The sequence below is a fragment of the Deinococcus budaensis genome, assembly GCF_014201885.1.
GTDB lineage: Bacteria > Deinococcota > Deinococci > Deinococcales > Deinococcaceae > Deinococcus > Deinococcus budaensis.
The window spans coordinates 1-24137 of the sequence record NZ_JACHFN010000005.1; the positions used below are offsets into that span (position 1 = coordinate 1).

Annotated in this window: 31 protein-coding genes and 2 pseudogenes; 19 read left to right on the forward strand and 14 right to left on the reverse strand. The window is 66.4% G+C overall.

Translation table 11 applies throughout. The features are described from left to right. The 4 genes and pseudogenes from HNQ09_RS07570 to HNQ09_RS07585 form a co-directional block, all read left to right on the forward strand. Positions 1-321 (forward strand): annotated as a pseudogene (locus HNQ09_RS07570) (prolipoprotein diacylglyceryl transferase); the annotation flags it as partial. Further along, the gene (locus HNQ09_RS07575) at positions 318-830 is read left to right on the forward strand and encodes a thioredoxin-like domain-containing protein (RefSeq protein ID WP_184027517.1); all 513 of its coding nucleotides are present in this window, start codon (positions 318-320) and stop codon (positions 828-830) included. The pseudogene HNQ09_RS07570 and the gene HNQ09_RS07575, both read left to right, overlap by 4 nt. Before the next feature lie 30 nt (positions 831-860). After that, complete coding sequence (locus HNQ09_RS07580) at positions 861-1526, forward strand: response regulator transcription factor (RefSeq protein ID WP_184027520.1); 666 nt, start codon at positions 861-863, stop codon at positions 1524-1526. Continuing rightward, positions 1527-2615 carry an ATP-binding protein gene (locus tag HNQ09_RS07585; RefSeq protein ID WP_184027522.1) on the forward strand — a complete coding sequence of 363 codons (1089 nt, stop codon included), beginning with the start codon at positions 1527-1529 and terminating at the stop codon, positions 2613-2615. Positions 2616-2666: 51 nt separating this feature from the next. On the opposite strand, the gene HNQ09_RS07590 is transcribed toward HNQ09_RS07585, so the two are convergent. Both HNQ09_RS07590 and HNQ09_RS19245 read right to left on the reverse strand, forming a co-directional pair. Beyond that, positions 2667-3038, reverse strand: a complete 372-nt coding sequence (locus tag HNQ09_RS07590; protein WP_343057664.1) for a 5'-nucleotidase C-terminal domain-containing protein — start codon at positions 3036-3038, stop codon at positions 2667-2669. Between the two features lies 1 nt (position 3039). Continuing rightward, a pseudogene (locus tag HNQ09_RS19245) lies at positions 3040-3293 on the reverse strand (Tn3 family transposase); the annotation flags it as partial. Between the two features lie 226 nt (positions 3294-3519). On the opposite strand from HNQ09_RS19245, the gene HNQ09_RS07600 reads away from it, so the two are divergent. The 7 genes from HNQ09_RS07600 (at position 3520) to HNQ09_RS07630 (ending at position 8404) form a co-directional block, all read left to right on the forward strand. After that, on the forward strand, positions 3520-3840 hold the full coding sequence (locus HNQ09_RS07600) for an ArsR/SmtB family transcription factor (RefSeq protein ID WP_184027525.1): 321 nt from the start codon (positions 3520-3522) through the stop codon (positions 3838-3840). 4 nt (positions 3841-3844) lie between these two features. Then, positions 3845-4306: an arsenate reductase/protein-tyrosine-phosphatase family protein gene (locus HNQ09_RS07605; RefSeq protein WP_184027528.1), complete on the forward strand. Its 462-nt coding sequence runs from the start codon at positions 3845-3847 to the stop codon at positions 4304-4306. Beyond that, positions 4306-4992, forward strand: coding sequence for an MIP/aquaporin family protein (locus HNQ09_RS07610; RefSeq protein ID WP_184027531.1), 687 nt, complete (start codon positions 4306-4308; stop codon positions 4990-4992). The genes HNQ09_RS07605 and HNQ09_RS07610 overlap by 1 nt, the downstream gene beginning before the upstream one ends. After that, positions 4989-5423: an arsenate reductase ArsC gene (locus tag HNQ09_RS07615; RefSeq protein ID WP_184027534.1), complete on the forward strand. Its 435-nt coding sequence runs from the start codon at positions 4989-4991 to the stop codon at positions 5421-5423. Before HNQ09_RS07610 ends, HNQ09_RS07615 begins: the two co-directional genes overlap by 4 nt. Further along, positions 5420-6139 carry a metallophosphoesterase family protein gene (locus HNQ09_RS07620; RefSeq protein WP_184027536.1) on the forward strand — a complete coding sequence of 240 codons (720 nt, stop codon included), beginning with the start codon at positions 5420-5422 and terminating at the stop codon, positions 6137-6139. The genes HNQ09_RS07615 and HNQ09_RS07620 overlap by 4 nt, the downstream gene beginning before the upstream one ends. Further along, entirely contained in the window at positions 6136-7089 is a 954-nt protein-coding gene (trxB, locus tag HNQ09_RS07625; RefSeq protein ID WP_184027539.1) for a thioredoxin-disulfide reductase, read from the forward strand. The genes HNQ09_RS07620 and trxB overlap by 4 nt, the downstream gene beginning before the upstream one ends. Before the next feature lie 88 nt (positions 7090-7177). Then, the gene (locus tag HNQ09_RS07630; RefSeq protein WP_184027542.1) at positions 7178-8404 is read left to right on the forward strand and encodes a DUF3800 domain-containing protein; all 1227 of its coding nucleotides are present in this window, start codon (positions 7178-7180) and stop codon (positions 8402-8404) included. Positions 8405-8527: 123 nt separating this feature from the next. Here HNQ09_RS07630 and HNQ09_RS18815 read toward each other — a convergent pair whose 3' ends face one another. Beyond that, a complete protein-coding gene (locus HNQ09_RS18815) occupies positions 8528-8716 on the reverse strand; it encodes a GNAT family N-acetyltransferase (protein WP_246363226.1) in 189 nt (62 codons plus the stop codon). Positions 8717-9059: 343 nt separating this feature from the next. Between HNQ09_RS18815 and HNQ09_RS07640 the strand changes: the two genes are divergently transcribed. From HNQ09_RS07640 to HNQ09_RS07665, 6 genes are all read left to right on the forward strand, one after another. Then, positions 9060-9539: a MarR family winged helix-turn-helix transcriptional regulator gene (locus HNQ09_RS07640; protein ID WP_184027545.1), complete on the forward strand. Its 480-nt coding sequence runs from the start codon at positions 9060-9062 to the stop codon at positions 9537-9539. Further along, entirely contained in the window at positions 9533-10531 is a 999-nt protein-coding gene (gene arsN2 / locus HNQ09_RS07645; RefSeq protein ID WP_184027548.1) for an arsenic resistance N-acetyltransferase ArsN2, read from the forward strand. The genes HNQ09_RS07640 and arsN2 overlap by 7 nt, the downstream gene beginning before the upstream one ends. Next, positions 10531-11694 carry an MFS transporter gene (locus tag HNQ09_RS07650; RefSeq protein ID WP_184027550.1) on the forward strand — a complete coding sequence of 388 codons (1164 nt, stop codon included), beginning with the start codon at positions 10531-10533 and terminating at the stop codon, positions 11692-11694. Before arsN2 ends, HNQ09_RS07650 begins: the two co-directional genes overlap by 1 nt. A 720-nt stretch (positions 11695-12414) precedes the next feature. Then, positions 12415-12612 (forward strand): hypothetical protein, encoded by a 198-nt coding sequence (locus HNQ09_RS07655; RefSeq protein ID WP_184027552.1) that lies wholly within the window; start codon positions 12415-12417, stop codon positions 12610-12612. 52 nt (positions 12613-12664) lie between these two features. Next, a complete protein-coding gene (locus tag HNQ09_RS07660; RefSeq protein WP_343057665.1) occupies positions 12665-14029 on the forward strand; it encodes a peptidoglycan D,D-transpeptidase FtsI family protein in 1365 nt (454 codons plus the stop codon). Between the two features lie 111 nt (positions 14030-14140). Next, positions 14141-15034 carry a C39 family peptidase gene (locus HNQ09_RS07665; protein WP_184027554.1) on the forward strand — a complete coding sequence of 298 codons (894 nt, stop codon included), beginning with the start codon at positions 14141-14143 and terminating at the stop codon, positions 15032-15034. A 96-nt stretch (positions 15035-15130) separates the two neighbouring features. Here the strand turns inward: HNQ09_RS07665 and HNQ09_RS18820 are convergent, their stop codons facing one another. Genes HNQ09_RS18820 through HNQ09_RS07680 form a run of 3 tightly spaced genes read right to left on the reverse strand, consistent with a single transcriptional unit; the run spans position 15131 to position 16512 of the window. After that, entirely contained in the window at positions 15131-15277 is a 147-nt protein-coding gene (locus HNQ09_RS18820) for a hypothetical protein (protein WP_184027556.1), read from the reverse strand. A 3-nt stretch (positions 15278-15280) separates the two neighbouring features. Next, entirely contained in the window at positions 15281-15571 is a 291-nt protein-coding gene (locus HNQ09_RS18825) for an SDR family NAD(P)-dependent oxidoreductase (RefSeq protein WP_343057666.1), read from the reverse strand. Next, entirely contained in the window at positions 15568-16512 is a 945-nt protein-coding gene (locus HNQ09_RS07680; protein ID WP_184027558.1) for an aldo/keto reductase, read from the reverse strand. Before HNQ09_RS07680 ends, HNQ09_RS18825 begins: the two co-directional genes overlap by 4 nt. 255 nt (positions 16513-16767) lie before the next feature. Between HNQ09_RS07680 and HNQ09_RS07685 the strand changes: the two genes are divergently transcribed. After that, complete coding sequence (locus HNQ09_RS07685; protein ID WP_184027560.1) at positions 16768-16935, forward strand: hypothetical protein; 168 nt, start codon at positions 16768-16770, stop codon at positions 16933-16935. Positions 16936-16948: 13 nt separating this feature from the next. Here HNQ09_RS07685 and HNQ09_RS07690 read toward each other — a convergent pair whose 3' ends face one another. Beyond that, entirely contained in the window at positions 16949-17221 is a 273-nt protein-coding gene (locus HNQ09_RS07690; RefSeq protein ID WP_184027562.1) for a hypothetical protein, read from the reverse strand. 252 nt (positions 17222-17473) lie between these two features. On the opposite strand from HNQ09_RS07690, the gene HNQ09_RS19310 reads away from it, so the two are divergent. Next, positions 17474-17608 carry a TniQ family protein gene (locus HNQ09_RS19310; protein ID WP_425485871.1) on the forward strand — a complete coding sequence of 45 codons (135 nt, stop codon included), beginning with the start codon at positions 17474-17476 and terminating at the stop codon, positions 17606-17608. Here the strand turns inward: HNQ09_RS19310 and HNQ09_RS07700 are convergent. From HNQ09_RS07700 to HNQ09_RS07730, 7 genes are all read right to left on the reverse strand, one after another. Further along, positions 17593-18183, reverse strand: a complete 591-nt coding sequence (locus HNQ09_RS07700) for an IS630 family transposase (protein ID WP_184028114.1) — start codon at positions 18181-18183, stop codon at positions 17593-17595. The genes HNQ09_RS19310 and HNQ09_RS07700 overlap by 16 nt on opposite strands. Then, positions 18170-18535, reverse strand: coding sequence for a helix-turn-helix domain-containing protein (locus tag HNQ09_RS07705; RefSeq protein WP_184027566.1), 366 nt, complete (start codon positions 18533-18535; stop codon positions 18170-18172). The genes HNQ09_RS07700 and HNQ09_RS07705 overlap by 14 nt, the downstream gene beginning before the upstream one ends. Positions 18536-18573: 38 nt before the next feature. Beyond that, positions 18574-19881, reverse strand: coding sequence for a hypothetical protein (locus HNQ09_RS07710; RefSeq protein ID WP_184027568.1), 1308 nt, complete (start codon positions 19879-19881; stop codon positions 18574-18576). Further along, positions 19878-23099 (reverse strand): serine/threonine-protein kinase, encoded by a 3222-nt coding sequence (locus tag HNQ09_RS07715; RefSeq protein ID WP_184027571.1) that lies wholly within the window; start codon positions 23097-23099, stop codon positions 19878-19880. Before HNQ09_RS07715 ends, HNQ09_RS07710 begins: the two co-directional genes overlap by 4 nt. A 121-nt stretch (positions 23100-23220) precedes the next feature. Beyond that, positions 23221-23358, reverse strand: coding sequence for a hypothetical protein (locus HNQ09_RS07720; protein ID WP_184027574.1), 138 nt, complete (start codon positions 23356-23358; stop codon positions 23221-23223). A 14-nt stretch (positions 23359-23372) separates the two neighbouring features. After that, entirely contained in the window at positions 23373-23633 is a 261-nt protein-coding gene (locus HNQ09_RS07725; protein ID WP_184027576.1) for a hypothetical protein, read from the reverse strand. 54 nt (positions 23634-23687) lie between these two features. Continuing rightward, positions 23688-24134, reverse strand: a complete 447-nt coding sequence (locus HNQ09_RS07730) for a hypothetical protein (RefSeq protein WP_184027578.1) — start codon at positions 24132-24134, stop codon at positions 23688-23690. Positions 24135-24137 lie beyond the last annotated feature (3 nt).

The window sequence follows — 24137 nt, forward strand, 5'->3', positions numbered from 1 at the left end:
ATCCTGAGCGTCGCGGCGTACTTCTGGCTGCGGTCGCGCAAGGCGGGCTGGGCCTTCTGGCAGTTCTGGCTGTGGTACTCCATCCTGCGCGCCGGAGCGGAGGAAACCTTCCGCCTCAATCCGCTGGCGGTCAAGTCCTACCTGAATCAGGGCCTGGACGCCCCCGGCATCGGCCTGTGGACCGACACCCACATCATCAGCGTCCCGCTGATCATCGTCAGCATCCTGATGCTGCTGCGGATTCGCAACCGGCCCGACACGCGGGGTAAGGCTGCAACCCTGCCTCCCTTCACGACGCCTTCTTCCCTGGAGCACCCATGAGATTTCTTCCCTCCGTCCGCCCACTGCTCTGCCTCACCCTCCCCATCGTGCTGGCGGCCTGCACCTCGAAGAACCTGGAAGGGGTGCAGACGTTCACGTTCAAAGCCGGTGACCACCGGGAAGGCCGCCTGGTCTACGACGAGACGCCTCCGGCGGGCGGCGCGCACAGTTCCAGCTGGCAGAACTGCGGCGTGTATCCGTCACCGCTGTACGACGAGTACGCTGTGCACAGCCTCGAGCACGGAGCGGTGTGGATCACGTACCAGCCCACGCTCAGCGCGGCTGACGTCGAGACGCTGGCCGGTCTGGCCGAGGGCCGCACGCATGTCCTCGTGTCCCCGCACAGTGGGCAGGAAAGCGCCATCGTGCTCACCGCCTGGGGCTTCCAGCTTCCCGTGTCTGAGGTCGGCGACTCCCGGATTCAGGCATTCGTGGACCGCTACGAACAGGGGCCGACGACTCCGGAGCGCGGCGCGGCCTGCTCGGGTGGATATGCCGGGACCCGCTGAGCCACGCTCTCTCGGGCGCAGGGGGGTTTGATGGCCACCGTGCTGATCGTGGACGACGACCCGGCGATTCTGGAGATCCTCACGGCGTACCTGCGGGCGGAAGGCCACACGGTCGAGGCGGAGGACGACGGGCTGGCGGCCCTGCCGCGTCTGGCGCGGGCCGACGTGGCGATCATCGACTGGATGCTGCCCGGCATGACCGGCGTTGAACTGACCAGCCACGCCCGCCGGGAATATCCTCAGCTACCCGTGTTGCTGCTGACTGCCAAAGGAGAAGTCGAGGACCGCCTGGAAGGCCTCAATGCCGGGGCGGACGATTACGTCGTGAAGCCGTTCAGTCCGCGGGAGGTGGTGGCCCGGGTACGCGCGCTGCTGCGGCGGGTGGGGGTCCGCGAGCAAGTCCAGGCTGGCCCCCTGGTGCTCGACCTCCAGGGCCGCAGCGCCACCCTGCACGGCCAGCCGATCGCCTTGTCGCGCACGGAATACGATCTGCTCGCCACCCTCGCGCAGCATCCGGGATTGATCTGGTCGCGTGAACGGTTGATGGAACGCGTCTGGGGTCCGGACTACCCCGGCGTCACGCGGGTCGTCGACGTGCACATCACCGCCATCCGCCGCAAGCTCGGCGACGACGCGGACGCGCCCAGCTTCATCGAAACCGTGCGTGGCCTGGGCTACCGGTTCCGGGAGGACTGAGTGCGGCTCTTTCCCCGTCTGCTGATGCACCACCTGGTGGTGGTGGCGGTCACGGCCGCGGTGCTGCTCATGGCCGCCGAACTGACCGCGCACCCCTTTATCCAGCATCACGTGGACGAGATGATCCGGCTGATCGGCCCGGACGGCGGAAGGATGCGGGCCGACCTGGCCGGAGGCATGCGGGGCACCCTCACGCGGGCGCTGCTGGCCGCCCTGCCGGTGGCGTTGCCCCTGGCGGCCCTGACCGCCTGGATCGCTGCCCAGCGCGTCACGGCCTCCGTGCGGGTCCTTCAGGCCGGGAGCCAGGCGATCGCCAGTGGCGAGTACGTGCGCCGCCTGCCGGAAAAGGGACAGGACGAACTGGCGGATCTGGCGCGCAGCTTCAACACCATGGCCGGGACCCTCGAACGGGTGGAACAGAGCCGGGTGGAGCTGATCGGCAACGTCGCCCACGAGCTACGGACGCCAGCGACCGCGGCTCGGGGGTACGTGGAGGCCGCGCAGGACGGCATCCTGTCCCCAGAACAGGCCCTGGGCAGCGTGGCGCGGGAACTGGCCACCCTGGAACGCCTGGTTCATGACCTCAGCCTGGTCAGCCGGGTGGAGGCGGGTCGGGTCGAGCTGCACGTCACGGACCTGCGACTGGCGGAGGTGCTCGCCGCTGCCCAGGACCGGTTTCAACTGGCCTTCGAGGACCAGAACGTCACCCTTCAGCTGGAAACCGTCCCAAACGACCTGACCGTACGGGCCGACCCGGAACGTGCCCAACAGGTGCTTGCCAATCTCCTGAGCAACGCCTTGCGTCACACCCCGCGCGGGGGCACCGTGCGGGTCACGGTGGAAGCCCACGACCACCGGGCCGTGGTCTGCGTCACGGACACCGGCAGCGGCATCGCACCGGAGCACCTCGACCGTGTCTTTGAACGGTTTTTCCGCGCCGACGCCGCCCGCACCCGGGGGGAAGGCAGTGGGGTGGGGCTCACCATCGCACGCGGACTGGCCCGGGCCATGCACGGTGACCTGACCGTGACTTCGCATCCTGGGCAGGGCAGCCGCTTCCGCTGGACCGTTCCGCTCAGCGCTGGTTGAGTGAATGGCAGGTGGAGCCGCACCAGGGCCCCTGCGCTCCGTCTGTCCAGGTCAGTTGCCGGTAACCGCCCGGATGCGCTGCCCGACCACCGGCGTGACCGTGCCCAGCTGCTGAATGTACTCGAGGACCACCTGCGCGTCCAGTTCACGGGTGGTGCCGTGCCCGTCGGCAAACATGGTGTATTCGTCGCCGCCACTGTTGGTGAAGTCACTCAACGCCAGGGTGTAGGTCGTGGCGTCTCTCAGGATGGGCATGCCGTCGTCGAGGGTAACGTTGACGACGCGCGAACCCACGGGCCTGCTCACATCGTACGTGAACGAGAACCCCGACACCTGCAGGAAGCGTCCGCTGGCTCCGGGCAGTGCCGAGACGCTGTTTTCCAACGCCACATGCAGCTGGGTCCCGGTCGCGGTGCGCGTCACGACGGTGTTCCCGAAAGGTAGAACGCTCTCCGCGTTTCAACTGCACCAGGATGGGCCGCCGGTATGTCTCGTCCTGCACGTAAGCCCGCAGGTACAAGGTCTTCTCGATGCGGCCCAGTTCCGTCACCGCCCGGCCCCACCCCGAGAGGCTGCCCCGCGTTGCAGCGTTCGCATCACCGCCGTGGCCTTGACTTTTCCGAGTTTCAGGGACCCGGCCAGCCGCAGCATGTCCTCCCAGTGTTCCGCGGTCCACCGCCCGCCTCGACACCCACCTCACAAACGCCCAGGGCGCGCTCAAGCACGGCAGCGCCCTGATCGTGCTCCTCAAGCGGCTGGGTCATCAGCATATCCAGACCAAGCTCCGCTCTGCCGAGGTCAGCGATGCCACCGCCGATGCCGAAGTGCGGCAATGGCGACGCCGGAAGTAAGCCCAAGTTCGTTGCGTTCACCTGCTCCTGTTTTCACACAATAGAATCGTTGGATGACCACGCTCGTCCTCCCCATGGTCCTGGACCAGCTCAAGGCCCTGTCCCACGAAATCCGCTACGAGCTGATTCGGCATCTCGCGGGAGGGGAGCGCTGTGTCTGTGACCTCGAAGCCCTGCTGGAACTGCCTCAGTCCAAGGTCTCCTACCACCTGGCCATCCTCCGCGAGGCCGAACTCGTTCGTGCCGAGCAGCGTGGAAAGAACATGTATTACGCCCTGCGTCAGGACCAACTCTTCAAGCTGGGCGGCGCACTTCTGACCGAGATATTTCCAGGAAACCCGAGCTTGACTCATCAAAATAAATCCATATGCTGAGGGCGTGACTCGCGTCCTGATTCTCTGCACCCACAATTCCGCCCGCTCGCAGATGGCCGAAGCTCTGACCCGTGAGGCCGCCCGCAAAGCCGGTCTCGGCCTCGAAGTTCACTCTGCTGGAACGGAAGCTACCCGCGTCAAGGACGACGCAAAGACCATCATGGCTGAGATTGGCCTGAGTCTGGACGGCCACACCAGCAAGACGCTCCACGACGTGCCGGACCCGCAGAACTTCGATTACGTGGTGACGATCTGTGACTCTGCTGCCGAGGCATGCCCCGTCTATCCGGGCCAGACCACGCGGCGGCATTACCCCTTCGTGGACCCCAGTGGTGGCAGTCTGGAGCGCTGGCGAGTGGTGCGGGATCAGCTTCAGACGCAGTTTGAGGCGTTTGTGCAGGCGCTCAAAGAAGGGGATCCCGTGCCCGAGACCTACGCCGACAGCCCCACCGTTGCGGTTGCCTGATGACCGTCCCACTCCCGCGCGCCCTGGCCGCCGAACTCACCGGCACCTTCGCACTGATTTTTTTCGGTCCTGGTGCGGCTGTTGTGCAGGCTCAGACGGGCGCACTCGGCCACTTGGGCGTGGCGGCGGTGTTCGGCTTAACGGTCACGGCGGTCATCGCGGCCCTCGCGCCAATCAGCGGCGCGCACATCAACCCCGCCGCCACCTTTGCGCTGACCCTTGCGGGGAAGTTTCCCGGGGAGCGGGTGCTGCCTTACATCGGCGCGCAGCTCGTCGGGGCCACCCTGGCGGCCCTCGTGCTGCTGGCCCTGTTCGGCATAAAGGGGAACCTTGGCGTCACGGTGCCAGCGGGCAGTGTCCTTCAAGCGTTCACGCTAGAAACCTTCCTGACCTTCTTCCTGCTGCTCGTGGCCCTGCGTTCGGGGCTGCCCTGGGTGGTGGGGGGCACGGTGGCGCTCGAAGCGGCGATGGGTGGCCCCATTACGGGCGCGAGCATGAACCCTGCCCGCTCCTTCGGTCCTGCCCTGGCCAGTGGCATCTGGACGGCCCACTGGGTGTACTGGCTCGCCCCACTCCTGGGCGCAGCGCTGGCGGTGGCCGCCAACCACTTTCTCAGCCCCAGAGAAGTCATTGAGACGCAGCCTCAGCGGGCACAGGAGTTTGTGTCTGAAGGAGAACCGGTATGACGCAGCAAGGTCTTCGCAAACCCCGTGTCCTCTTCCTCTGCACCGGCAACACGGCCCGCTCTCAGATGGCTCAGGTCCTGCTTGAGCAGCACGCAGGTGAGCGGTATGAAGTGATCTCCGCTGGATTGGAGCCGGGAGAGGTCAATCCCCTGACGGTGCGGGTACTCGAAGAAGCTGGATTGCCCACAGCACACCTCCAGTCCAAGGGCGTCAAGCCGCTGATCGCCGAGCACTTCACCTTTGTCATTACCGTCTGTGACCGTGCCGAGCAGAACTGCCCCATCTTCCCGAGTGCCACCTACCGCCTGCACTGGCCTTTCCAGGACCCCGCAGCGGCGCAGGGCAGCGAGGAGGAACGCCTGACCGTGTTCCGGCAGGTGCGGGACGAGATTGAGGCTCAGGTCCAGGCCTGGCTCCGGGAGCGCGCGTGAAGGTCGCCATTTTTGGCGACGTGCATGGCAACCGCTTTGCGCTGGAAGCCGTGGCACAGGACATGGAGCGGCACCGGCCGGACGCCTGGGTGAACCTTGGGGATCAGGTGTTCGGCGGCGCGGACCCTGCGGGGGCATGGCACCTTCAGCAGGACCTCAAAACCCGGTACGGCGTGCTGGAAGTGCGCGGCAACACCGATGAGCGGCTGGGTCAGCCGCTGACCGAGACCACGGAGAAGCGCGAGATGCTGACCTGGCTGCACGGCGAATTGCCGGAAGGAACAGGCGCATATGTCGCCGGACTGCCCACGAACGTCACGCTGGCGGACGGACAGGTGCTCGCGGCACACGGCGCGCCGGACAGCGCCTGGACGTACCTGCTGCGCGACGGGAAGGCCTGGGCCAGTGACAATCTGGTCCGGGAACGGCTAGGCAGTACCGGCGCGGCCCGCGTGGTGGTGGTGGGGCACTCACACCTGGAGCATGTTCGGCAACTCCACTCCCTGACGGTGGTGAACGCGGGCGCTGTGTCCCGGCAAAAGGACGGCTCTCCACTGGCCCGCTGGGTGCTGCTGGAGAGGAAAGGTGACGCCTGGAGCGTCACCTTCCGTCGGGTGCCTTACGACATAGAAGCGGCGGCCCGTTGGGCAGAAGAGCACGCCCATAAAGGCCAGCAGGAAGCAGTCCAACTCCGCACAGGGAAGGCGAGTAAATGAGCGACTACGACGTTGTGATCATTGGCGGCGGTCCTGCCGGTCTGACGGCGGCCATCTACACGGGCCGTGCCAGCCTCAGCACGCTGGTGCTGGAAAAGGGTCTGCCGGGCGGCCAGATCGCCCAGACCGAGGAAGTCGAGAACTACCCCGGCTTTCCCGAACCCATCCCTGGCATGGAACTCGCCCAGCGCATGGTCCAGCAGGCCGAAAAGTTCGGTGCCCGGATCGAGATGGAAGAAGTGGAGGCCATCGAGTCCACGCCTGGCAACCATCCCCACGTCTTCACCGTGCGCGGCTACGGCGGCACCTATCGCGCCAGAAGCGTCATCCTGGCGACGGGCGCGAATCCCAAGCGGCTGGACGTGCCCGGCGAGGAGCTGTTCTGGGGCAAGGGTGTCTCGACCTGCGCAACCTGCGACGGCTTCTTCTACCGGGGCAAGAAGGTCGTCGTTGTGGGCGGCGGCGACGCGGCGGTCGAGGAAGGGCTCTTCCTGACCAAGTTCGCCGAGGAAGTCACGCTGATTCACCGCCGGGACACCCTGCGCGCCAACAAGGTCGCCCAGGCCCGGGCCTTTGCTAACCCCAAGATGCGTTTCATCTGGGATACGGCCGTCGAGGAAATTGAGGGCAAGGGCCACGTGACCGGCGTGCGCCTCAAGAATCTCAAGACCGGCGAGGTCAGCGAGATGGCAGTAGACGGCGTGTTCATCTTTATCGGTCACGTGCCCAACACCGACTTCGTGCAGGGAACGGTGGCGCTGCGCAGCGACGGGTACGTCGAGGTCACCGACGAGATCTACACCAGCGTGCCGATGCTGTTCGCGGCGGGCGACGTGTCGGACTACGTGTACCGCCAGCTGGCCACCAGCGTGGGCGCCGGGACCCGCGCGGCCATGAGCGCCGAACGTGCCCTCGCAGCCCTGGAACTCGAAACTGAAATAGCGTTCTGATCGATACTTCTGTTCCCGGGCGGTGACCGCATCTCCCGTGTGATGCTCACCGACCGTACTCTGTTCACCACGTAATATAGGGTTGGAAATGCCGAAGCCGCCTGCCAAACCCTTACGTTATGACCTCTACATAGATGATTCCGGGCAGGCCAAGTCCTTGGTGGACTGGCAGGGCAAGCCTATTGACGATCCGAAGCTTCGTCCATTCGCCGTTGTGGCTGGTGTTTTGGTCGCTGATGCACGAAAACCTAAACTGCTCGCCGATTGGCTGACGCTCAAGGCCCGTATTCGAGATGAATTGGGCCTAACGTACCTCCCCTCTATCCATATGCGGCTGATGTGGGGACGAACCCTGCCACCCTTGGAGGATAGGGCGAGTAAGCTTCCTAATCCTTATCTCAAAGCTTCTTTTCAGCAAATCTGCGACTGGTTGGAGATGGCGTTCGAGTTGGTACACAGACATTCCACCCGAGGTCAACATCCCCTCGTGTATTTCGAGGCGAACGACAACAACCATCAGCGGCGGCTGAGTGATCAAACGTACTTCTCGCACCCTGTCTCATTGGCTGAGCGGCAGAACTTATGGAAGCACAGTAAGGATATGTACAGGCGATTTCACAACGTCGTGACCAACCCCATGGTGGGTCTACTCGCCAGTGTGGTCTTTGAAGCTAACCTGTATGCACGGCGTGTGCATGGTCATGGCGGCCAGCCTCTCCATGTCGTATTCGACCGCAATCCAGATGCCAAAGGCTTTGACCTGCTTGACGCACTCCAAGGCATTCAGCGTTTAGGTCACCTTTCTAAGCTGGGCAGTATCGTTGAGTCGCACACTCGCCAGGACGTGTTACTTGAAGTGGCCGATTTTCATGCCTACTGGATTAACCGCATCAAGCAACTGGAATATGAGCGCCGACACGATATACACATGGATGGTTGGCTGCGGCTCTACGACTTCAACTGCTGCAACTGCCTCCATACCCTTCCTGCACCCCGGCAGGCGGATCTGGTGGAGTTGAAGACCATGTTGCACTTTGACCTGGGCCGCGCAGCTATGGCGGCTCAGGACCTGGCATTCGTCAATGCAGAGGTACTCACCGCACAGGAGTTCCATACGCGCATGCGACTCCACAGCAATGAGCGAGAGAAAGTCCTGGGATACCCAATGCTGCGGTCGTCTCCAAGCGCTATTTTGAAAGACACCAAAATGGCGGGAGGCGGCACCATGGCCGCCCCCAGTGAGCCAAGTATCGCAGAACGGCTGGGCCTATGGCAAGGGGGGAGCAGTTCACCACTCCTACACCGAACGAGGTAACCTCCTTCTCTCGCCACGTGCGCGAGCCTTGCCTCTGGAGTACGTGTAGGACGCAAGCTCGCCACTCGCGCTACTCAAAGGCAGGTATGAGAGCAGCCTGCTTGAACGAGAAATACCCAAGTCTTACAGCAGCTTCTCAACGATCACCACGTCTTGCCAGACCCCTTCGAGCTGGCTGGGCTTCTCGCAGGTGCCCACTTCCCGGAAGCCCAGCGAGGCGAGGAGACGGCGGCTGGCCGTATTCTCGGGAAAGACGCGGGAGAGCAGCTTCCAGTATCCAGCAGTCCGTGCGGCGGGGAACAGAGCTTCCATCGCTGCCTTCCCCGCTGCTGCCGCTCCACGTAGACGCTGAACTCGGCGATCCCTGCGTAGCAGGCCCGGGGCCGGTAGGTGCTCGTGCTGGCAAAAGCAACCACCTGCCCGTCCCGCTCCACGACGACGAGAGGGTGCTGCCCGTCGAACCAGCTCTGTATGTCTTGGACCGTCCGGGGCTGGGTCTCGCAGGTACTGCTGCGGTCCTCAATCCCCTGGTTGTAGATGGGGGCGATGGCGGACGCGTCCTCAAGGGTGGCAGACCGAGTGGAAAGCTGCTGAATAGTTGTCATGCTCAATAGTTGTTCTTGACAACCTACTGCGTCAAGCGTACAGTCTGGATATGACCGTTGCTTATGACAACAAATTGGGACAGGAGGTGCAGACCGGCCCACTTCTGCGAACCGTAACCCGCCTGTTCACCGAATTGCAGCAGCGCAACTTCGCGTGCTGCGACGTACAGTCCGCCACCCAGTGCGTCATTTTGACGACCCTGGCGCGCGAAGGCGACCAGAAGCTGACCGCCCTAACCCGTAGCCTGAACCTCGATAAGGCCTGGCTGAGCCGGAGTACCGATGAACTGGTGGAACAGGGCCTGCTGGTCAAGACGCCCCATCCCGGTGATCGCCGCGCCCTGCTGCTGCGCCTCACGGACGCAGGACAGCAGGCTGCCCAGGAACTGGATGCCCAGCTCAACGCCCAGTCGGCGCGCGTCCTCGCCCGTCTCCCCGAAGCAGACCGAGCCGCCGCTGTTCGGCTGCTGGCTTCCCTCAGTTGCGCCCTTCAGGCGGAACTGAACGGGGAGGAGGGTTGTGGATGCTGACCCGCGCTGCGCTTCCTTCTGACCTGCCCGCCATCTTCAGGCTGCTGAACACCTTGGACCTCCCGGTGGCTGGTTTTGAGGAACACGCTGGACACCTCGTTCTGACGGAGGACGACACAGGACTGCTGGGTGTGGCTGGGTTGGAGGTTCACGGCACCACAGGGCTGCTGCGCTCGGTGGCCGTTGCTCCCTCTGCCCGTGGGCAAGGCCTCGCCGCTCAGTTGGTGACCCACCTCCTCGATCAAGCGCGGGCATTCCAGCTTCAGGACGTTTACCTGCTCACGACCACGGCCCAGACGTACTTCCCTCGGTTTGGCTTCCGGGAAGTGCCCCGTTCCATCGCTCCCGCTGCCTTGCTCGCTTCCCGCGAGTTTCAAGACGCCTGCCCCCAGTCCGCCACCCTCATGCACCTCGCGCCCACTTCCCAGGAGGACCCCATGACCCAGACCATCCCCGGCCTCGCTGAACAGACCGCCACCCACACGCTGCTCGACGCCCTGCGGACCCAGCCTCAACTCCCCCTGGAATTCTGGCTGCATGGAGAAGTGCTCGTCGGTCCCGGCTATCACGTCACCGAGGTCAAGGCCGTCACCATCGAGGCGATGGACTGTGGCGGGCGCGCGGACGCCTGGCGCGAGACGGTCATCCAGCTCAAGGACGGCACGGCGAAGGAAGCCCAGGCGGGCTTCCTGACCACCCGCAAATTCCTCGCCATCTACGACCGGGTGGCGAAGCACGTCCCGGTGCGCGGTGCGGCGGAGGTGCGCTTCGAGTACGGCAACAGCACGGTGCCCGCGATGCAGTACCACGTCACGCACGTCGAACCCCAGGCGGGGCGCGTGATCGTCCACCTCCGCACGCCGGGCGTGCAGTGCAAGGCTTCTGACGCCTGCGGTACACCGGCCACGGCAGCCAGCGACAGCGGCGCAGGGTGCGCCCCGGAAAGTGGCTGTTGTAGCCCGGCTCCCGCCGAACTGATTTCCCTGAGCTGATGGCCCAGCTTTCGGTCGGCCAGCGTTCCCTTGTGGGGGCGCTGGCCGTCCTCACGACGGTGGGATACGGCGCGCTGTACTACGCCCAACCGCTCCTCGCAGTCGCCGTTGAGCAGGAGCGGGGATGGACACGCGCCCAGACGGGCCTCGCCTTTACCCTCGCCCTGCTCGTGTCGGCCTTCCTCGCTCCCTTGGTGGGGCGCGCCCTGGATGAAAAGGGAGGCCGGAAACTCCTGAGTCTGGGTGCCCTCTCGGGTTCCCTTGCGTTCTTGTTGCTCGCATTTACGAGCAGCTCTCTCCCCTTCGTGTTCGGTTGGCTGCTCGCAGGCGTGGCGATGGCGCTGGTCTTCTACGAGGCGGCCTTCACGGTGCTGGGGCAGCAGATGCAGGGGGCGGCCCGCACGCGGGCCACTCTGACCATTACCCTGGTGGCGGGTCTGGCAAGCACCATTTTCGTTCCCCTCACGACGGCCTCGCTGGGGCACTTCGGCCTGCGAGGAACCTTCCTGGGGCTGGCCGCCCTGCTCCTGCTCATGGTGGGCGTGGCCTGGTGGGGCATTCCCGCTGGAGAACGTCCCGACAAGGTGCAGACCACCCCTCAAGCCTTCCAGCCGGACAGACGCTTCCACCGCCTGACCCTGGCGTTCACGCTGGCGCGCGTCGTGACCGTGGGAATCGGCCTGCAACTCGCGCCGATGCTGCTGGCGGCAGGGGAGAACCCGGCGCTGGCGGCCACCTTGACGGGACTGCTGGGCCTCGCCGCACTTCCTGGCCGCGTGCTGTTTGTTTCACTGCTGGGGAGGGTGGGAGCCTGGCGCTTGACCCGCGCGCTGTGCCTTCAGCTCGCCTTAGGGAGTCTGCTGCTGTGCTTTCGGGACCACCTGGCCCCAATCGTTCTGGGCATCATCGTCTTTGGTCTGGCGAGCGGGGCGCTGACCTTGGCGAGGGCGGAGGTGCTGACGCAGGGGTATCCAGCGCAGATGTTCGGGGCAGCGAACGGGCATCTGGCGAGGCCCGTGAATCTGGCACAGGCGTTGACGCCCTTGGGGATGGGCCTGCTTCTGACTTTCACGGGTGACTGCGTGCCTTCGCTGCTGCTGCTCGCTCTCCTAGGCTTGGGAGCCGCGTGGATGCTCGGTGGGGGAAGCGGCAACGGACCCTGAACCGGGTCCTGGTTTGAGTGTTCGGGCGTGGGCCAGAGCGACGACGCAATGGGAGAGACACACAGGCACATGCCGATGCAGAAGGCCATGTCCTGTCGGGTCAACCCTGAGCAGGAAATTCTGTTCCAACTCTCGTGCAACCCCGAGGTAGACGTCCAGTTCCTCCAGGGTCCGCCCCTGAGCTTTGGCGCGGGGGTCGATGGCCCCCTAGCACAAGCACGGCCGTGCGGGAGGCCCCAGGGGCTGCGTGGGTGCCCAGCCTGGCCCAGAGAAGCCCCGCGCTCCAGATGGCCAGCAGGATCAAAGCGGCCGCACCGCGCGTCCTGCCGCCCAGACCCGCCAGGACGCTCGCTGTGAAGGTCACGAGCAGGGTCAGGAGGGACACCCCACCCAGGGAGGCGAGCTGCGCGAGGAGCGTGTGCAGCACGGCCAGGGGCAGTGGAGCGAGCACCCCCGGCATGGCAGGCAGGAGCAGCAGAGCGAGCGCGGCCCCACTCAGCCCGCTCTCCACCCCGGCGGGCAGCCGAGCGGCCCAGGCCTGGGAAGACGACAAGCGGTGGGTCACGGCGCTCACGCTAGGGGAGGGGTGTTCAGGTCCAGTAAAGCACCTTTACACAACATGAACACACCCTTTCTAGGCTGCCCGCGGAGGCTTGCCATGCTGCCCACCTGCTTTCCGCTGCTCTCCGTTCCAGTCGTCTTCCCAGGGGGCGCGTGATGATGCCCCCACCCTCTCGCCGGGCCGCCCTGGAATTCTGGTTGGGCCTTGTCCTGGTGTTGGCCAGCGTCCTGGGCGGCGTGTGGCTGACCGATGTCCTGCTGGACCGTGCGGCAAATTCTAGCGTGCCGTCCATGTCCGGCATGGACCACGGGAACATGACCGACATGGATGATCCCCCGCCCTCCTCGGCGCCCTGAGTCTGGAAGACATGGCCTGCCGCCCCCCGTTCCTGGAGAACCCCTTTCTGCCGTGCGACACAAATTTTCCCATGACAGCGATTATCAATTGGCCCGCCGGGCGACCATTCTCGCTTTTCTGGGACTGCTGTCCTTTGCCACCCTGGCGATGGCGCTCGCCCAGCTCACCGCCCCTCCCCGTTCGGCACCCACCCAGCCCGTCAGCACCACCCGCGCGAAACTCCTGAGTGCAGATGGCCGCATTTTGGCGAGCGGGACATTGCAAAAACGCCGGTATCCCCAGGGCGCCCTGGCCGCGCAGGTGGTCGGGTTCGTCGGTGCGGCGGGCGGCCTGGAAGGTCTGGAGCGCCTCTACAATGCCCAGCTGGAGCGCGGCGAGCCGTTGACCCTCACGCTGGACACGCGGGTGCAGGCCGCCGTGGAGGCGATTCTGGCGGACGCCGTGGCCCGCACGGACGCTCAGTACGCGTCAGCCGCCGTGATGGAGACCCGGACCGGGAAGCTGACGGCCCTCGCTTCTGTGCCAGGCTTTGACGCCAACGCCTGGCGACAGGTGCCGCCGGACCGCTGGCGCAACCGCGCGGCGCTGGACGAGTACGAGCCGGGCAGCGTCATCAAGGCCCTCACGGTGGCGGCGCTGCTGAACGAGGGCCGCACCACGCCCGACGCCACGTACGACACCCCGATGTGGCGCCGCTTCGCGGGCGCGACCATCAACGACATCGTGGCCCACCCGGGCCAGTTGAAGACGCGGCAGATTCTGCGGTACTCCAGCAACGTCGGCATGACGCGGCTGGTCGAAAACGTGCCGCCCCAGCTGCTGCACCGCTACTTCACGGCCTACGGCTTCGGGCAGCCGGTGAAGGTCGGACTGCCTGCCGGGGACGGGCTTTTGCGGGATCCTGAGGCCTGGGAGCCGCTGTCCCAGGCGACCATCTCCTTTGGTCAGGGCATGACGGTCACGACCTTGCAACTCGCGGCCGCTTTCAACGTGATGGCGAACAGCGGGCGGTACGTGTCGCCCCGCCTGGTCCTCGGCGCGCCAACGGAGACCCGGACGGTGCTGACCGGGGCAACGGCGGCCAGCATGCGGGAGATGCTGCACTTCGTGATCGACGAGGGCATCCAGACCCGGGCGGAACTGCCGGGCTACCACGTGGGCGGGAAAACCGGGACGGCCCAGGTGGTGGTGGACGGGCGGTACAGCGGTGAGGTGTTTTCCAGCACCTTCGCGGGGTTTTTCCCGGCAGACCAGCCGAGATTCACGGTCGCCGTGATGGTGCGCGGCGCCAAACGCGAATTTCAGGGCTCGCAGCTGGCCGCGCCCATCTTCCGGGACGTGATGTCCAGCCTGCTCTCGCTGTACGCCGTCGGCCCGCAGGCCGAGCCCCCGCCCAAGCGGCATACCGTCCCCTGACCGGGGCGACAGACCCAACGGTGTGGGCGTGGTCACTGCTCTTATCGTTCCCAGTCTCAGTGCGCAGGCAGTCATTTACACGTTCTTTACAGAGACACGGCAAGATGGCGCATGTCCATTCGACCACTCCTTACGTGTTCGCTGGCCTTCGCGGTGCTGGGTGGAGCAGCCAGCGGGGCACCGGCCAGCGTCACGTTGAAGAACATTCGCCATGAGTACCAGGGACCGGACAACTGCGCGCCCGTGACCTCCCTGACCCTCCTCGGCTACTACGGAACGCGGGTCACGCAAGCGCAGGCGGCCAATGCCATGAAGGACTTCCCGGGAGATCCCCAGGTCACCAGCCTGGAACTCGCCGCCTACCTGGGCCGCTTCGGGCTGCGCAGCGTCATCCGGTACGCGGGAGACGCCGAACTGCTGCGTGAACTGGTGTCCCGCGGCCTGCCCGTGGTGGTGCAACAGCGTTTGAAGGCGGGCAGCAATGTCGCGCACTTCCGCACGGTCTACGGGTACAGCGCTGGACGATTCCTGGTGAGTGATCCGCTCCGGGGCCCCTCCCTGAGCCTGTCGACCGCGGAGATGCAGGACCTGTGGAACTACTACAACGGCGAGTACCTGGTCGCGTACCCACCCTCCAAGGAGGGCCTGGTGCGCGAAGCGCTCGGCGAGGACTTCGACCTGACCGCGAACTGGCAGCACGCGAAGCTGCACGGGGAGCAGGACGTCAAGGCCCGTCCGAATGATCCATACGCCTGGTGGGGGCTGGCCAAGGCCAATCTGCGGTTGGGGAATGTGAAGGTGGCCGCAGGTCAGTTTGACCGGGCGGTCCAAATCGGGGTGCCGACCCTCTACTACCTGTACCGTCAGGAGGCGTTTGAAGCGTGGACTCAGGCAGGCGAGCACGAGAAGACACTGGCGTTGACGCAACGCGCATTGAAGGCGTACCCGTCGAGCAAGGAACTCCAACGTTTCCGGAATCTGGCGAACGATGCCCTTGGAGGATAGGTCTGCTTGAAACTGAAGAGGGCTGAACCTGGAGTGAGAATGCCCTCAGCGGGCAGGCTCCCGGGGCGGCGCGCATGGCAGAAGGGCTGGGCGTTTTCAGGGGCCAGCCGCGCCTGCCCGCTGCAGGTGGGGAAACGCCGCCTTGGCGAGCAAAAATGGTGCGCGCAGGTTCATGCTGAGCACCTGGTCCCAGTCCTTTGCAGTGAGGTCGACCCACCGGTCCAGGAACGTCGGCGGCAGCATGGTTCACCCACCAGGCTGGCCAGCCGCCCGAGGGCTTCTGTGCCCTCCCTGACGGCGGCCATGACGGCCGCACTGTCCGCCAAGGACGGGACAGACGAGCGCACGCCGCCCGAGCGCCTCGGCTTCCCCGGCGACCCGCCGGAGGTCCACTTCGCTGCGGGCCAGCAGCGTCACATCTGCGCCCGCGCGTGCGAGATCCAGAGCGGTCGCTCGCCTCAAACCACTGCTGGCGCCCGTCACCAGTGCCACCCGACCGGCCAGGGCCTCCGCAGGAGTCGGGTGCCCCGGGATCACGTGGACCTTCCGGAAGTGACGGTCTCGATCAACTGGACGTCGCCCTCCGTGAGGAGGGGCCGGGTGGAAGCAGCGACGTTCTGCTCCACCTGCTGGGGTGTCTTTGCTCCCGGGATGGCCACGGACACCGCCAGGTGGTTCAGCACGAAACGCAGGGCCAGCTGGCCCAGAGAGCGTTCCCGGGACGCCAGCACACGCAGCTGTTCCACCTGATCGAGCTGTGACCCGTACCAGTCTTCCTGCGGCCAGTTGTGGCGAACATCTCCCTCGGGGAACTGCGTTTGAGCCGTGAATTTCCCGGTCAGCATGCCCTTGGAAAGTGGGCCGCGCACCACCACGCCGATCCCCTGCGCCTGGCAGTACGGCAGGATGTGCTGCTCCGCCTGGCGGTTGAGCAGGCTGTAGTCCAGCTGAACCACGTCAAGGGTGCCGTCCCGGTTGAACTGCCGAACGTAGTCGAAGTCGTCGGTCGACACCCCCACCGCCCGCACCAGTCCTTCCCGTTTGAGGTGGGCGAAGGCGGTGATGAACGCTTCTGTCTCCCGGGGGTCGTTCCACCAGATGTGGTCGAAGTACACGTCGATGTAATCGGTCTCCAGGCGCCGCAGGCTGTCCTCGAAGGCCTGGATGATCTTTTCGGGACAGTCGTAAACGGGCTCACGCTCCGGGTCGCGGTGGTGCCCCATCAAGCCGCCCTTGGTCGCAACGACCACCTGATCACGGCGACCCTTGAGGACCTTCGCCACGAGGGTTTCGCTGTGGCCGTTCCCGTACACGTCGGCGGTGTCGATAAAATTCACGCCCAATTCCAGGGCGCGCTCCATGGCGCGGATGGAGGCGGTGTCCTCGACGGGTCCCCAGGCGTCGCCACCGATGGCCCAGGCCCCAAACCCGATCTCGGAAACCTCGATACCTGTCTTGCCCAACGGACGGTGATGCATGCAACCCCTTTCCGCGAACGCCCCCAGGACTCGCGCCTCTCTACCCTAAACGCCGCCACGAGCCCGGTTCCTCAGCCCGTCTGGAACTGTCTTCATCAAGCGAGGCGTGGTTCTGAAGGTCACATCAGGGCTCGCGGTGAAAGCGGTGTCGGAACCTCTGGTGCAGCGTCTGCGTCTGTTCTGCTGTGGCGGCCTTAGGTCGTCTGGGAGGTGGGGCGACGGGTGGTACGCAATACTGGCAGGCTGGATCTCCCTGTGGCGAACTGGCCGAACCTGGTTGGCTTTACGGTGGGCGTGGGGCTGATGTACTTCACCGCCTTCGTCGGGAAGTTCTGCGAGCCCTACTTGAAGCGCCAGACGACGTATGTGCGATTGTGCGATCCGGCGCTTCTTATCCTCAAGACGCTGCGGGCAGGGGGGTGACCCCAGTACCTTTTCAGAACGGAATGAGCAGGTTCAGCAACCGGCGCAGCGGGTCTGGTGAGGGATCAGCAGTTCGCGTGGCCGCCCGGGCCGCCAACTCTCGAAACTCTTCCTCTGATGGCAGCGTGGTGGCTTCCACCCTCAGCGTATGGGGGGAACGCAGAGCCGCCGCTCCATGGTTCACCGTCACTTCGCTCGGGCAGTAGCAGCGGCCAGGCTCCAAGTTGAAGTGGGCGTGCCAGACACCTTCCGGCGCGGCGATGGTGAAGACGAAAGAGGAGAGCATCGCTGACCCCATTGTGCGCTGTCGGCGACAGTAAGCGTGAGCCTGGCAGCCGGGTGTCAATTAGCGTCCAACCTGTCAGCAGCTATCGTTCACCCTGTCAGTAGCGTTCGCCATGGCAGCAACCCCCCGAACCCCGCCCTTCGCCCACCCCACCGGCATCCTCGTCTGATCCCGCGAACGCCCGATCGTTGCCGCGGCATCGGCCTCCCTGTCACACTTGCCCGTGTGACTGATGTCTCCCGGCGCCTGCCGGTGCATCCGCCGCCGAGACCGGGCGAGTGGCTCGGTTCCTGGCTGTTGCGCCTGGCCCAGGCGCACGTGCTGCCGCTGGGCCGGTTACTGGCGGACCTCTGCTGGCCAGCTGACAGCGGTCACCGGAAGAGTTGAAGGGCAAGGACCTGTTGAAACCAGCCCTGGGCGTCGGAGGGGGTCACCGTGTCCAGAGCCTGACGGAGGGCTTCAAGAACGCCCTCCCGAGTTCTGGCGGCCAGGGCACGCATGGCGGCTTTGAGTTTGGAAAACATCAGCTCAATCGGGTTCAGGTCAGGAGAGTAGGGGGGCAGGTAGACCAGAAGGGCGCCTGTGGCCTCGACCAACTCACGGACGTTGGGGCGCAGGTGCGCCCCAAGGTTGTCCAGTACAACCACCTGCCCAGGGCGGAGCACCGGGACGAGCACCTCCCGAACGTACGTGACGAACACGTTGCCGTCCACACCGCCCTCAACGACCAGCGGGGCCGACGGCCCCGCGAGCGTCAGAGCGCACAGCAGCGTGAGGTTCTTGCCTCGGTTGCGTGGCACGGTGTCGACAGCCCGGTGCCCTCGGGGGCACCGGACATGAGTGCGCGTCATCGTTGTCTGGAAGCCACTCTCGTCCAGATACAGCAGGTCTGCTGGCAGGACCTCGGCCAGATCGGTGACGAACTGAGCGCGCCACGCCTCGTCTTGCTCAGCGGCGGCCAGCGTCTTTTTTTCTCGTCAGTCGTAAGGTCTTGAAGCGCCGGACCAGCGTGCTGGCCGACGCCGCCTGGTGGTGCTCACGCCATACCGCCACATGTTCGGCCAACGTCAGGTCCGGGTGTTGCTGGACCTGAGCACGCAAGGCTTCGTGTTCTCCGGGTGGAATGACGGTCACTGACCGCCCAGGACGCGGCCGGGGGTGTAACCCCCGGCCCTCCCGCCAGAGCCGCACGTACCGCTCCACGCTCGCCACGCTCACCGTGAAGTGCTGGGCAGCCTGCTGCTGGCTCATCCCCTGCTGCACCGCACGCACAATCCGCTCCCGCAAGTCCAGGCTGTACGCTCGCCCTCGCATCCCTCACCTTACTCCCTCACCTAATCCGGCTACCGCTGTCAGGGTTGCCCGGTGACGATGCCCTTCAGCGCCTCCTGCAGCCCCCCGAGCAGCGCCGTCGGGACGTCCCGCACCAGGACGGTGCGCATCAGCCCCTTGCCTGAGCCGTAGGGCTGGAACTCACGGAACTGCAGGAGCACCCGCGCCTGATCAATCACGATCACCCGGCAGGGCGCGGGCCGGACGTTCACCGGCGCGACCCGCGCCCCCCGCACGTACTTGCTCCTGAGCTTCCGGTACGCCTGTGACAGCCGTTGTCCTCCTCCCCGGCCCGAGGCGGAGCCGAGGCCCTCGAGGAAGCCCGCGTCGACACCGATCATGGTCTTCAGCGCTGGCGTGTCATGGAGGGCTTGATCGAGCCAGCCCGGCAGGTCGTCGGTGAACTCGAGGTCCCCGACTGCGGGCATGACCTGGACCGTCGACCGCGCCGCCAGGATGGCCTCGCGCAGGACTACCCGGGCCTCCGCGGCCTCGATGACCTCGGTGCCCTGTGCCGCCGCGCGGGCCACCTCGTCGAGCAGGGCGTTGACTTCCAAGGATGGGTGCTGACGCGGTTCCTCCACGACGGGCACGACGGGGTGCCCCTCGAGTTCCCAGGCCCGGAGGGCGGCGGAGCGCTCCACGTCCTCCACGCCGCCCTGCAGCAGCCGGTACGTCCACTCGCCCTCGGGATGTCGGGTGACCTCGAGCGTGGCGAGGCGGTAGCTGAGCCTGGGGCGGCTGGGCAGGACGTGCTGCAGCTCGAACTTCAGCACGTTCTCACCCAGCGGGTGGGTTGCCAGGGGCCCGGGTTCCCTGTTCACGAGCCGGTGGAGCGCCCTGAACTGGTCCGGGAGCGCGCCGCTGCCCAGGGTCTCCTTGGGCCGGATCACCGTGCCCCCGGCGTCCGTGACGTCGCGCTCCGAGAACAGCCCCGCCTCGTCCGGCCAGGAGACGCTCTCCGCCAGTGGGTCCAGCCATACGCTGATTCCCTCAAAGCGCCGCTCGTCCTTGACGAGAGCGACTTCGAGGAGGCGGCGGCCGACCACCTCGGTGACGTGCAGGGTGCGCGTGGAGCCGTAGTTCAGCGCCCCCCGCTCGAGCAGGTCCTGCACGGTGCGCCGCACGATCGCCGGGTCGTGCAGGCCGAGGAGGCGCGTCATGTCGTCGGTGCCCGTCACCCCATCCCTCACCAGCCGCAACACTGTCTCCTCGAGCAGGCGCACCCGGCGATCGCACCAGACGAGCAGCGTCGCCCGCCAGGTGTAGACGGGCAGGCCGACCTTGTAGGTCGCGTACACCTGGGCGGCCTGATCGGTGGCCGTCACGACGCTCCCCCCGGGGGCACGTGGTTGGAGGCCGGCACGGCCTGGAGCGCGCGGGCGAGCTCGGGGTCACGTAGGGCGCGTGCCTTCTGCCCTACGATCAGCAGCAGCCGGCGCGCCCGGCTGAACGCCACGTTGAGGCGGTGGGGGTCCCCGACGAACTCGTTGCGGTAGCCCTCGGTCGAGACGACCGAGAAGAACACCACGTCGGCCTGCTTGCCCTGGAAGGCGTCGACCGTGTCGATCTGGATATCCAAGTGCTGCCAGTGCTCCTTTGCCTTGGGGGTGATGTGCTGATCCAGCAGCTCCTTCTGCAGCACGTAGGGGGTGATGACCGCGACCTTGAAGGGCCACGTGAAGCGCGGATCGGCGTGATGTTCCTGGGCCTGCTTCTCGAAGAGGTCCAGCAATTGGCGGATCGTCCTCGCCTCGCGGAAGTTCTTCGCGCTGGTGCTGGGTGGCTGGCGCTGCTCCTGCCCGTCCACGTCGATCCAGAAGGTCCGGTTCGGCTTGTCGAAGGCTGGGAACGGCAGGGCCACGCCCGCCTCCGGGACGTCGGAGAGCAGTGTGACGCCGTCCGGCTCGTAGTACAGCGACGAGACGAGGCGGGCGATCGAGGAGTGCATGCGGAACTGCAGGTCGAGCCGGGCCCGGTTGTTGGTCGGGAGGGCGTCGAACAGCTCCTCGAACAGCGAGCGCCGCACCTCCTCCTCGGTGTAGCCCTTGTCGAGCAGGTCGCCGAGGTCCTCGCGGTGCACGTGCGGCGGCAACTGCCTCTGGTCGCCCACCAGGACGAAGCGGCGGCCACGCACGAGCGCGACGAGCAACTCGCTGTGGTGGGCCCGGGCCGCCTCATCGACGATCACCCAGTCGAAGTTCAGATCCTGCAGGTGCGGGTAGCGGCGGTACAGGGCAGGGAGCCGCAGGCAGGTGACCCCGAACACCTGCACGTTGAGCAGGAAGTCCTGGCGCACGTCGTTGGCCTTGTCGAGCTGGTCCTGCCAGTGCGCCAGGGTCGCCCGCACCCCGGCCTCCTGCTCAGCGGCCATGGGGGTCAGCAGCCCCAGCTCTCCGCGGGTCGCCTCCCGGCTGTTGTCGCGCGTGACCCTCACCCACGAGCGGAAGGTCTCGTCGAAGCCGAGCGGGTTGCGCCGCCCGCGGAACTCGCTGACCTCGCGCAGCAGCCGCAGCGGCTTGCCCAGGTCCCCGGCGATCTCCTGGGTCTTCTCGAGGGCGTTGTCGACCGCGTCGTTGTTCTGCGAGGTTAGGAGGATGCGGGCGTCCGGCTGGGCCTCGAGGATCTGCAGGACGACCTCGGTGATCGTCGTGGTCTTCCCGGTGCCTGGTGGGCCCTGCACGGCGTAGAAGTCGCGCGCGGACAGGGCGTGCGCCACCAGGCGGCCCACCTGCTGTGGGGGCCTGAGCCCGGGCTGCAGCAGGGGGGGAGGCAGGGCGTCCCGCACGCGGTTGTTGCGCGGCTTGAGCAGAAGCTCGGGCAGGCGGGGGTTGGTCGTTGCCCCCTCGACGAAGGCCTCGAGGGCGTCCTGCTGGCGCCGGAGGGCGCGCTCGGCGGCGACGTTCCGGCAGAGCAGCACGAGGTGGTCCTGGGGAAGTTGGACTGCCCTGGAAAACTGGACGGTGACCTCGTGCTGCTCCGCGCTGATGCCGACGACCTGGCCGATGACGTTGTCCTCGTAGAGGGCCGAGGGCTCCTCCTCGAGGGTCTCGACGAACGTCGCGAGCGTCGCCTCTGTGTCCTCCCCCAGTGGGACGCACCCGGCCACGGGCGGCTGGCCGCTCGCGGCGTGGATGCGCAGGGTGGCGCGGTCCCCTGGGGCGACCACGAACATCCCGCCTGCGGGCTTGATGGCGCCGCCGCCGCTGCGGCTGCCCTTGTCCCACTGGCACTCCATCCAGAGGTCCTTGAGGCGGCCCTCCTTCAGCTCCAGCATGTCTGCGGCGAGCTGCAGGTGGGCGATGCGGTTCTGGCGGTCGGTCTCGCGCTCAAGTTCGACGAGCATGCGGTCGAAGACGGCGTTGCGCAGCTCGTAGGCGTCGCCCGAGGCGCTGAAGCGCACGCGGAAGGGCATCGGGAAGGCCCGCTCGCGGTCGTCGAGGAGCTTCCCGCCATGCAGGCGTCCGGCGCGCTCCACGACCAGGCGGTCGCCGTCCTCGCGGGTGCGCAGCCAGACCTCCCGGCCGTACAGCCAGACCGTGAGCGCGCGGTCGCCGTCGACCTGCTCGCCGCGGGCCCGCAGCCCGTCGTTGAGCTTCTCGAGGAACTCGGGCACGCCGAAGGTGCGCTCGATGTACTTCCGGCTCTCGCCCTCCAGCCGGACCTGGGTCTCGGGCCGCTCGAGCACCTCGTCGAGCAGCGACTTGAGCGCCTGCTCGACCTCCGAGACGTGGGGGCGTTCCTCGGGACGCCGGGAGAGCAGCCGGTCCCACACGGCGAGGAACTGCGCGTAGCCGGCCTCGGTCGGCCCCTGCTGGCGCAGCGGCTCAAGGAAGCTGTCGAGGTCACGGCGGGAGAAGTCCCTGTCGGGAAGCTGGTACGTGAGCAGGGCTGCGGCGACAAGCCCGAAGGCGTACAGGTCCGTGGCCTCGGTGAGCATCTCGAAGTCGCGCTGTTCGGGGGCCGCGTAGGGCAGGCTGAAGTGATCGTCGAGGGTGCGCAGCCCCTCGCCGTACTGGGTGATGAGCCGCGCGACGCCGAAGTCGGCGAGCTTGAGCACGGCATTGCGCTCGTCGTACAGGACGTTGCGGAGCTTGACGTCGCGGTGGAGCACGCGGCGCTGGTGAACGCTTGTGAGGGCATCGAGGATGCGCAGCAGTTGTACCACCCGCCAGGACAGGGGCTTGCGCCGGGAGAGGTCACGCCCGGCCTCCTGAACGTGGTTCTCGAGCGTCAGGCCGCCCTCGACGAGTTCCAGGATGATCCCGGCCTGGCCCCGCTCGGTGTCGTGGTAGGAGCCCAGCAGGGCCACGACGGCCGGGTGGGTGAAGCCATCGAGGGCGGTCAGCTCCTTCTGGAACATCGACCAGGTGATCGAGGGGTCGGGCCCGTCGAGGGCCAGCACCTTGACGGCGACCGGGGCGTCGCCCTCCTGGAGGTCGAGCGCCTTGAAGACCTGGGCGTACCGCTGCTGGCCGTCACCAAGCTCGCTGACCTTGCGGTAGCGGCCGCCCAGGTAGGTGGGTGTGGAAGGGCTTGTCGTCATGCCTGAACTCCTGCAGAGCTGTTCACGTGGTGGGTGGGCGCGGGTGCCGGAGCCTCCGGGGCGGGAGGAGGTGCGGGACTTGCGCGGACGCTTCGGGCGGGCGGCCTGGGTCGGCCGCCGCTCAAGCCCGATCCTCCCGCTGCTTCCTGAAGCCCTCGTACACCAGGTCCAGCGGGATGCTGGCGAAGCCCTCCTGGACGTCCTTGCGCCCCAGCACCAGCCCTGGCATCGCCGTGTGCCCCGCTGGAAATCCGATCACGGTGCCCAGCACCTTCACAGCCCCATCAGCTGCTCCAGCCGGTGGGCGTTCGCCCGGGTCAGCAGGATGTCCAACGCCCGTCCCCCGCTGGCCCGGGTCCACAGCGCTCCGATGTCGGCCTTCTCGCGGGTGTCGGCCGTGTCCAGCAGGTGGTCGCCCTTGTACTCGATCGCCACCCGGCCGTCTTCCAGCAGCGCCACGAAGTCCGTCCTGGAACGCAGCCAGCGGGTGTGGTTGATCACGGCTTGCTTGCCGATCCAGTCCAGTGTGGGCATCGGCTCGCAGCATAGCGGGCCGCCCCTGCCAGGCCTGACGCATCTGCGCTTCGCTCACGCTCTGATGCCCGGCATCTCCTGTCCTGTTCCCACGTCCTCGCCCGTCAGCACGCTCAGCTCCCCGTCCTGCGGGTCATGCACCGCCAGCCGGTCCGCCTGCCGGGCCAGCGCGGCTTCGAAGACATTCCGCACCAGTCTCGCGTTGCCCCGCGCCGCCTCTCCGGTCGTGCACAGGTCCTGTATCCGCGCCTGGACCGCCTCCTTTGCTCCTGGTATCAGCGTCCAGCCGTAGCTTTTGCACATGCTCGAGAAGATCTGCATCAGCATTTGCGGTGCGTAGTCCGGGAACACGACGGTCCGTCCGATGCGTGAGCGCAGGCCGGGGTTGCTGTCCAGCAGGTCTCCCATCGGCGCCAGAGACCCGGCCAGGATCACCACCACAGTCTCCCGCCGGTCCTCCATCGCCTTGACCATCGCCGTGATCGCCTCGGGAGGATCCATGGG

Bases quoted from the DNA above. Each gene is read 5' to 3' on its own strand.
- HNQ09_RS07575 (WP_184027517.1), top strand. From the start codon at position 318: ATGAGATTTCTTCCCTCCGTCCGCCCACTGCTCTGCCTCACCCTCCCC.
- HNQ09_RS07580 (WP_184027520.1), top strand. From the start codon at position 861: ATGGCCACCGTGCTGATCGTGGACGACGACCCGGCGATTCTGGAGATC.
- HNQ09_RS07600 (WP_184027525.1), top strand. From the start codon at position 3,520: ATGACCACGCTCGTCCTCCCCATGGTCCTGGACCAGCTCAAGGCCCTG.
- HNQ09_RS07610 (WP_184027531.1), top strand. From the start codon at position 4,306: ATGACCGTCCCACTCCCGCGCGCCCTGGCCGCCGAACTCACCGGCACC.
- HNQ09_RS07615 (WP_184027534.1), top strand. From the start codon at position 4,989: ATGACGCAGCAAGGTCTTCGCAAACCCCGTGTCCTCTTCCTCTGCACC.
- trxB (WP_184027539.1), top strand. From the start codon at position 6,136: ATGAGCGACTACGACGTTGTGATCATTGGCGGCGGTCCTGCCGGTCTG.
- HNQ09_RS07630 (WP_184027542.1), top strand. From the start codon at position 7,178: ATGCCGAAGCCGCCTGCCAAACCCTTACGTTATGACCTCTACATAGAT.
- HNQ09_RS18815 (WP_246363226.1), bottom strand. From the start codon at position 8,716: ATGGAAGCTCTGTTCCCCGCCGCACGGACTGCTGGATACTGGAAGCTG.
- HNQ09_RS07640 (WP_184027545.1), top strand. From the start codon at position 9,060: ATGACCGTTGCTTATGACAACAAATTGGGACAGGAGGTGCAGACCGGC.
- arsN2 (WP_184027548.1), top strand. From the start codon at position 9,533: ATGCTGACCCGCGCTGCGCTTCCTTCTGACCTGCCCGCCATCTTCAGG.
- HNQ09_RS07650 (WP_184027550.1), top strand. From the start codon at position 10,531: ATGGCCCAGCTTTCGGTCGGCCAGCGTTCCCTTGTGGGGGCGCTGGCC.
- HNQ09_RS07655 (WP_184027552.1), top strand. From the start codon at position 12,415: ATGCCCCCACCCTCTCGCCGGGCCGCCCTGGAATTCTGGTTGGGCCTT.
- HNQ09_RS07665 (WP_184027554.1), top strand. From the start codon at position 14,141: ATGTCCATTCGACCACTCCTTACGTGTTCGCTGGCCTTCGCGGTGCTG.
- HNQ09_RS18820 (WP_184027556.1), bottom strand. From the start codon at position 15,277: ATGCTGCCGCCGACGTTCCTGGACCGGTGGGTCGACCTCACTGCAAAG.
- HNQ09_RS07680 (WP_184027558.1), bottom strand. From the start codon at position 16,512: ATGCATCACCGTCCGTTGGGCAAGACAGGTATCGAGGTTTCCGAGATC.
- HNQ09_RS07690 (WP_184027562.1), bottom strand. From the start codon at position 17,221: ATGCTCTCCTCTTTCGTCTTCACCATCGCCGCGCCGGAAGGTGTCTGG.
- HNQ09_RS07705 (WP_184027566.1), bottom strand. From the start codon at position 18,535: ATGCGAGGGCGAGCGTACAGCCTGGACTTGCGGGAGCGGATTGTGCGT.
- HNQ09_RS07715 (WP_184027571.1), bottom strand. From the start codon at position 23,099: ATGACGACAAGCCCTTCCACACCCACCTACCTGGGCGGCCGCTACCGC.
- HNQ09_RS07725 (WP_184027576.1), bottom strand. From the start codon at position 23,633: ATGCCCACACTGGACTGGATCGGCAAGCAAGCCGTGATCAACCACACC.
- HNQ09_RS07730 (WP_184027578.1), bottom strand. From the start codon at position 24,134: ATGGATCCTCCCGAGGCGATCACGGCGATGGTCAAGGCGATGGAGGAC.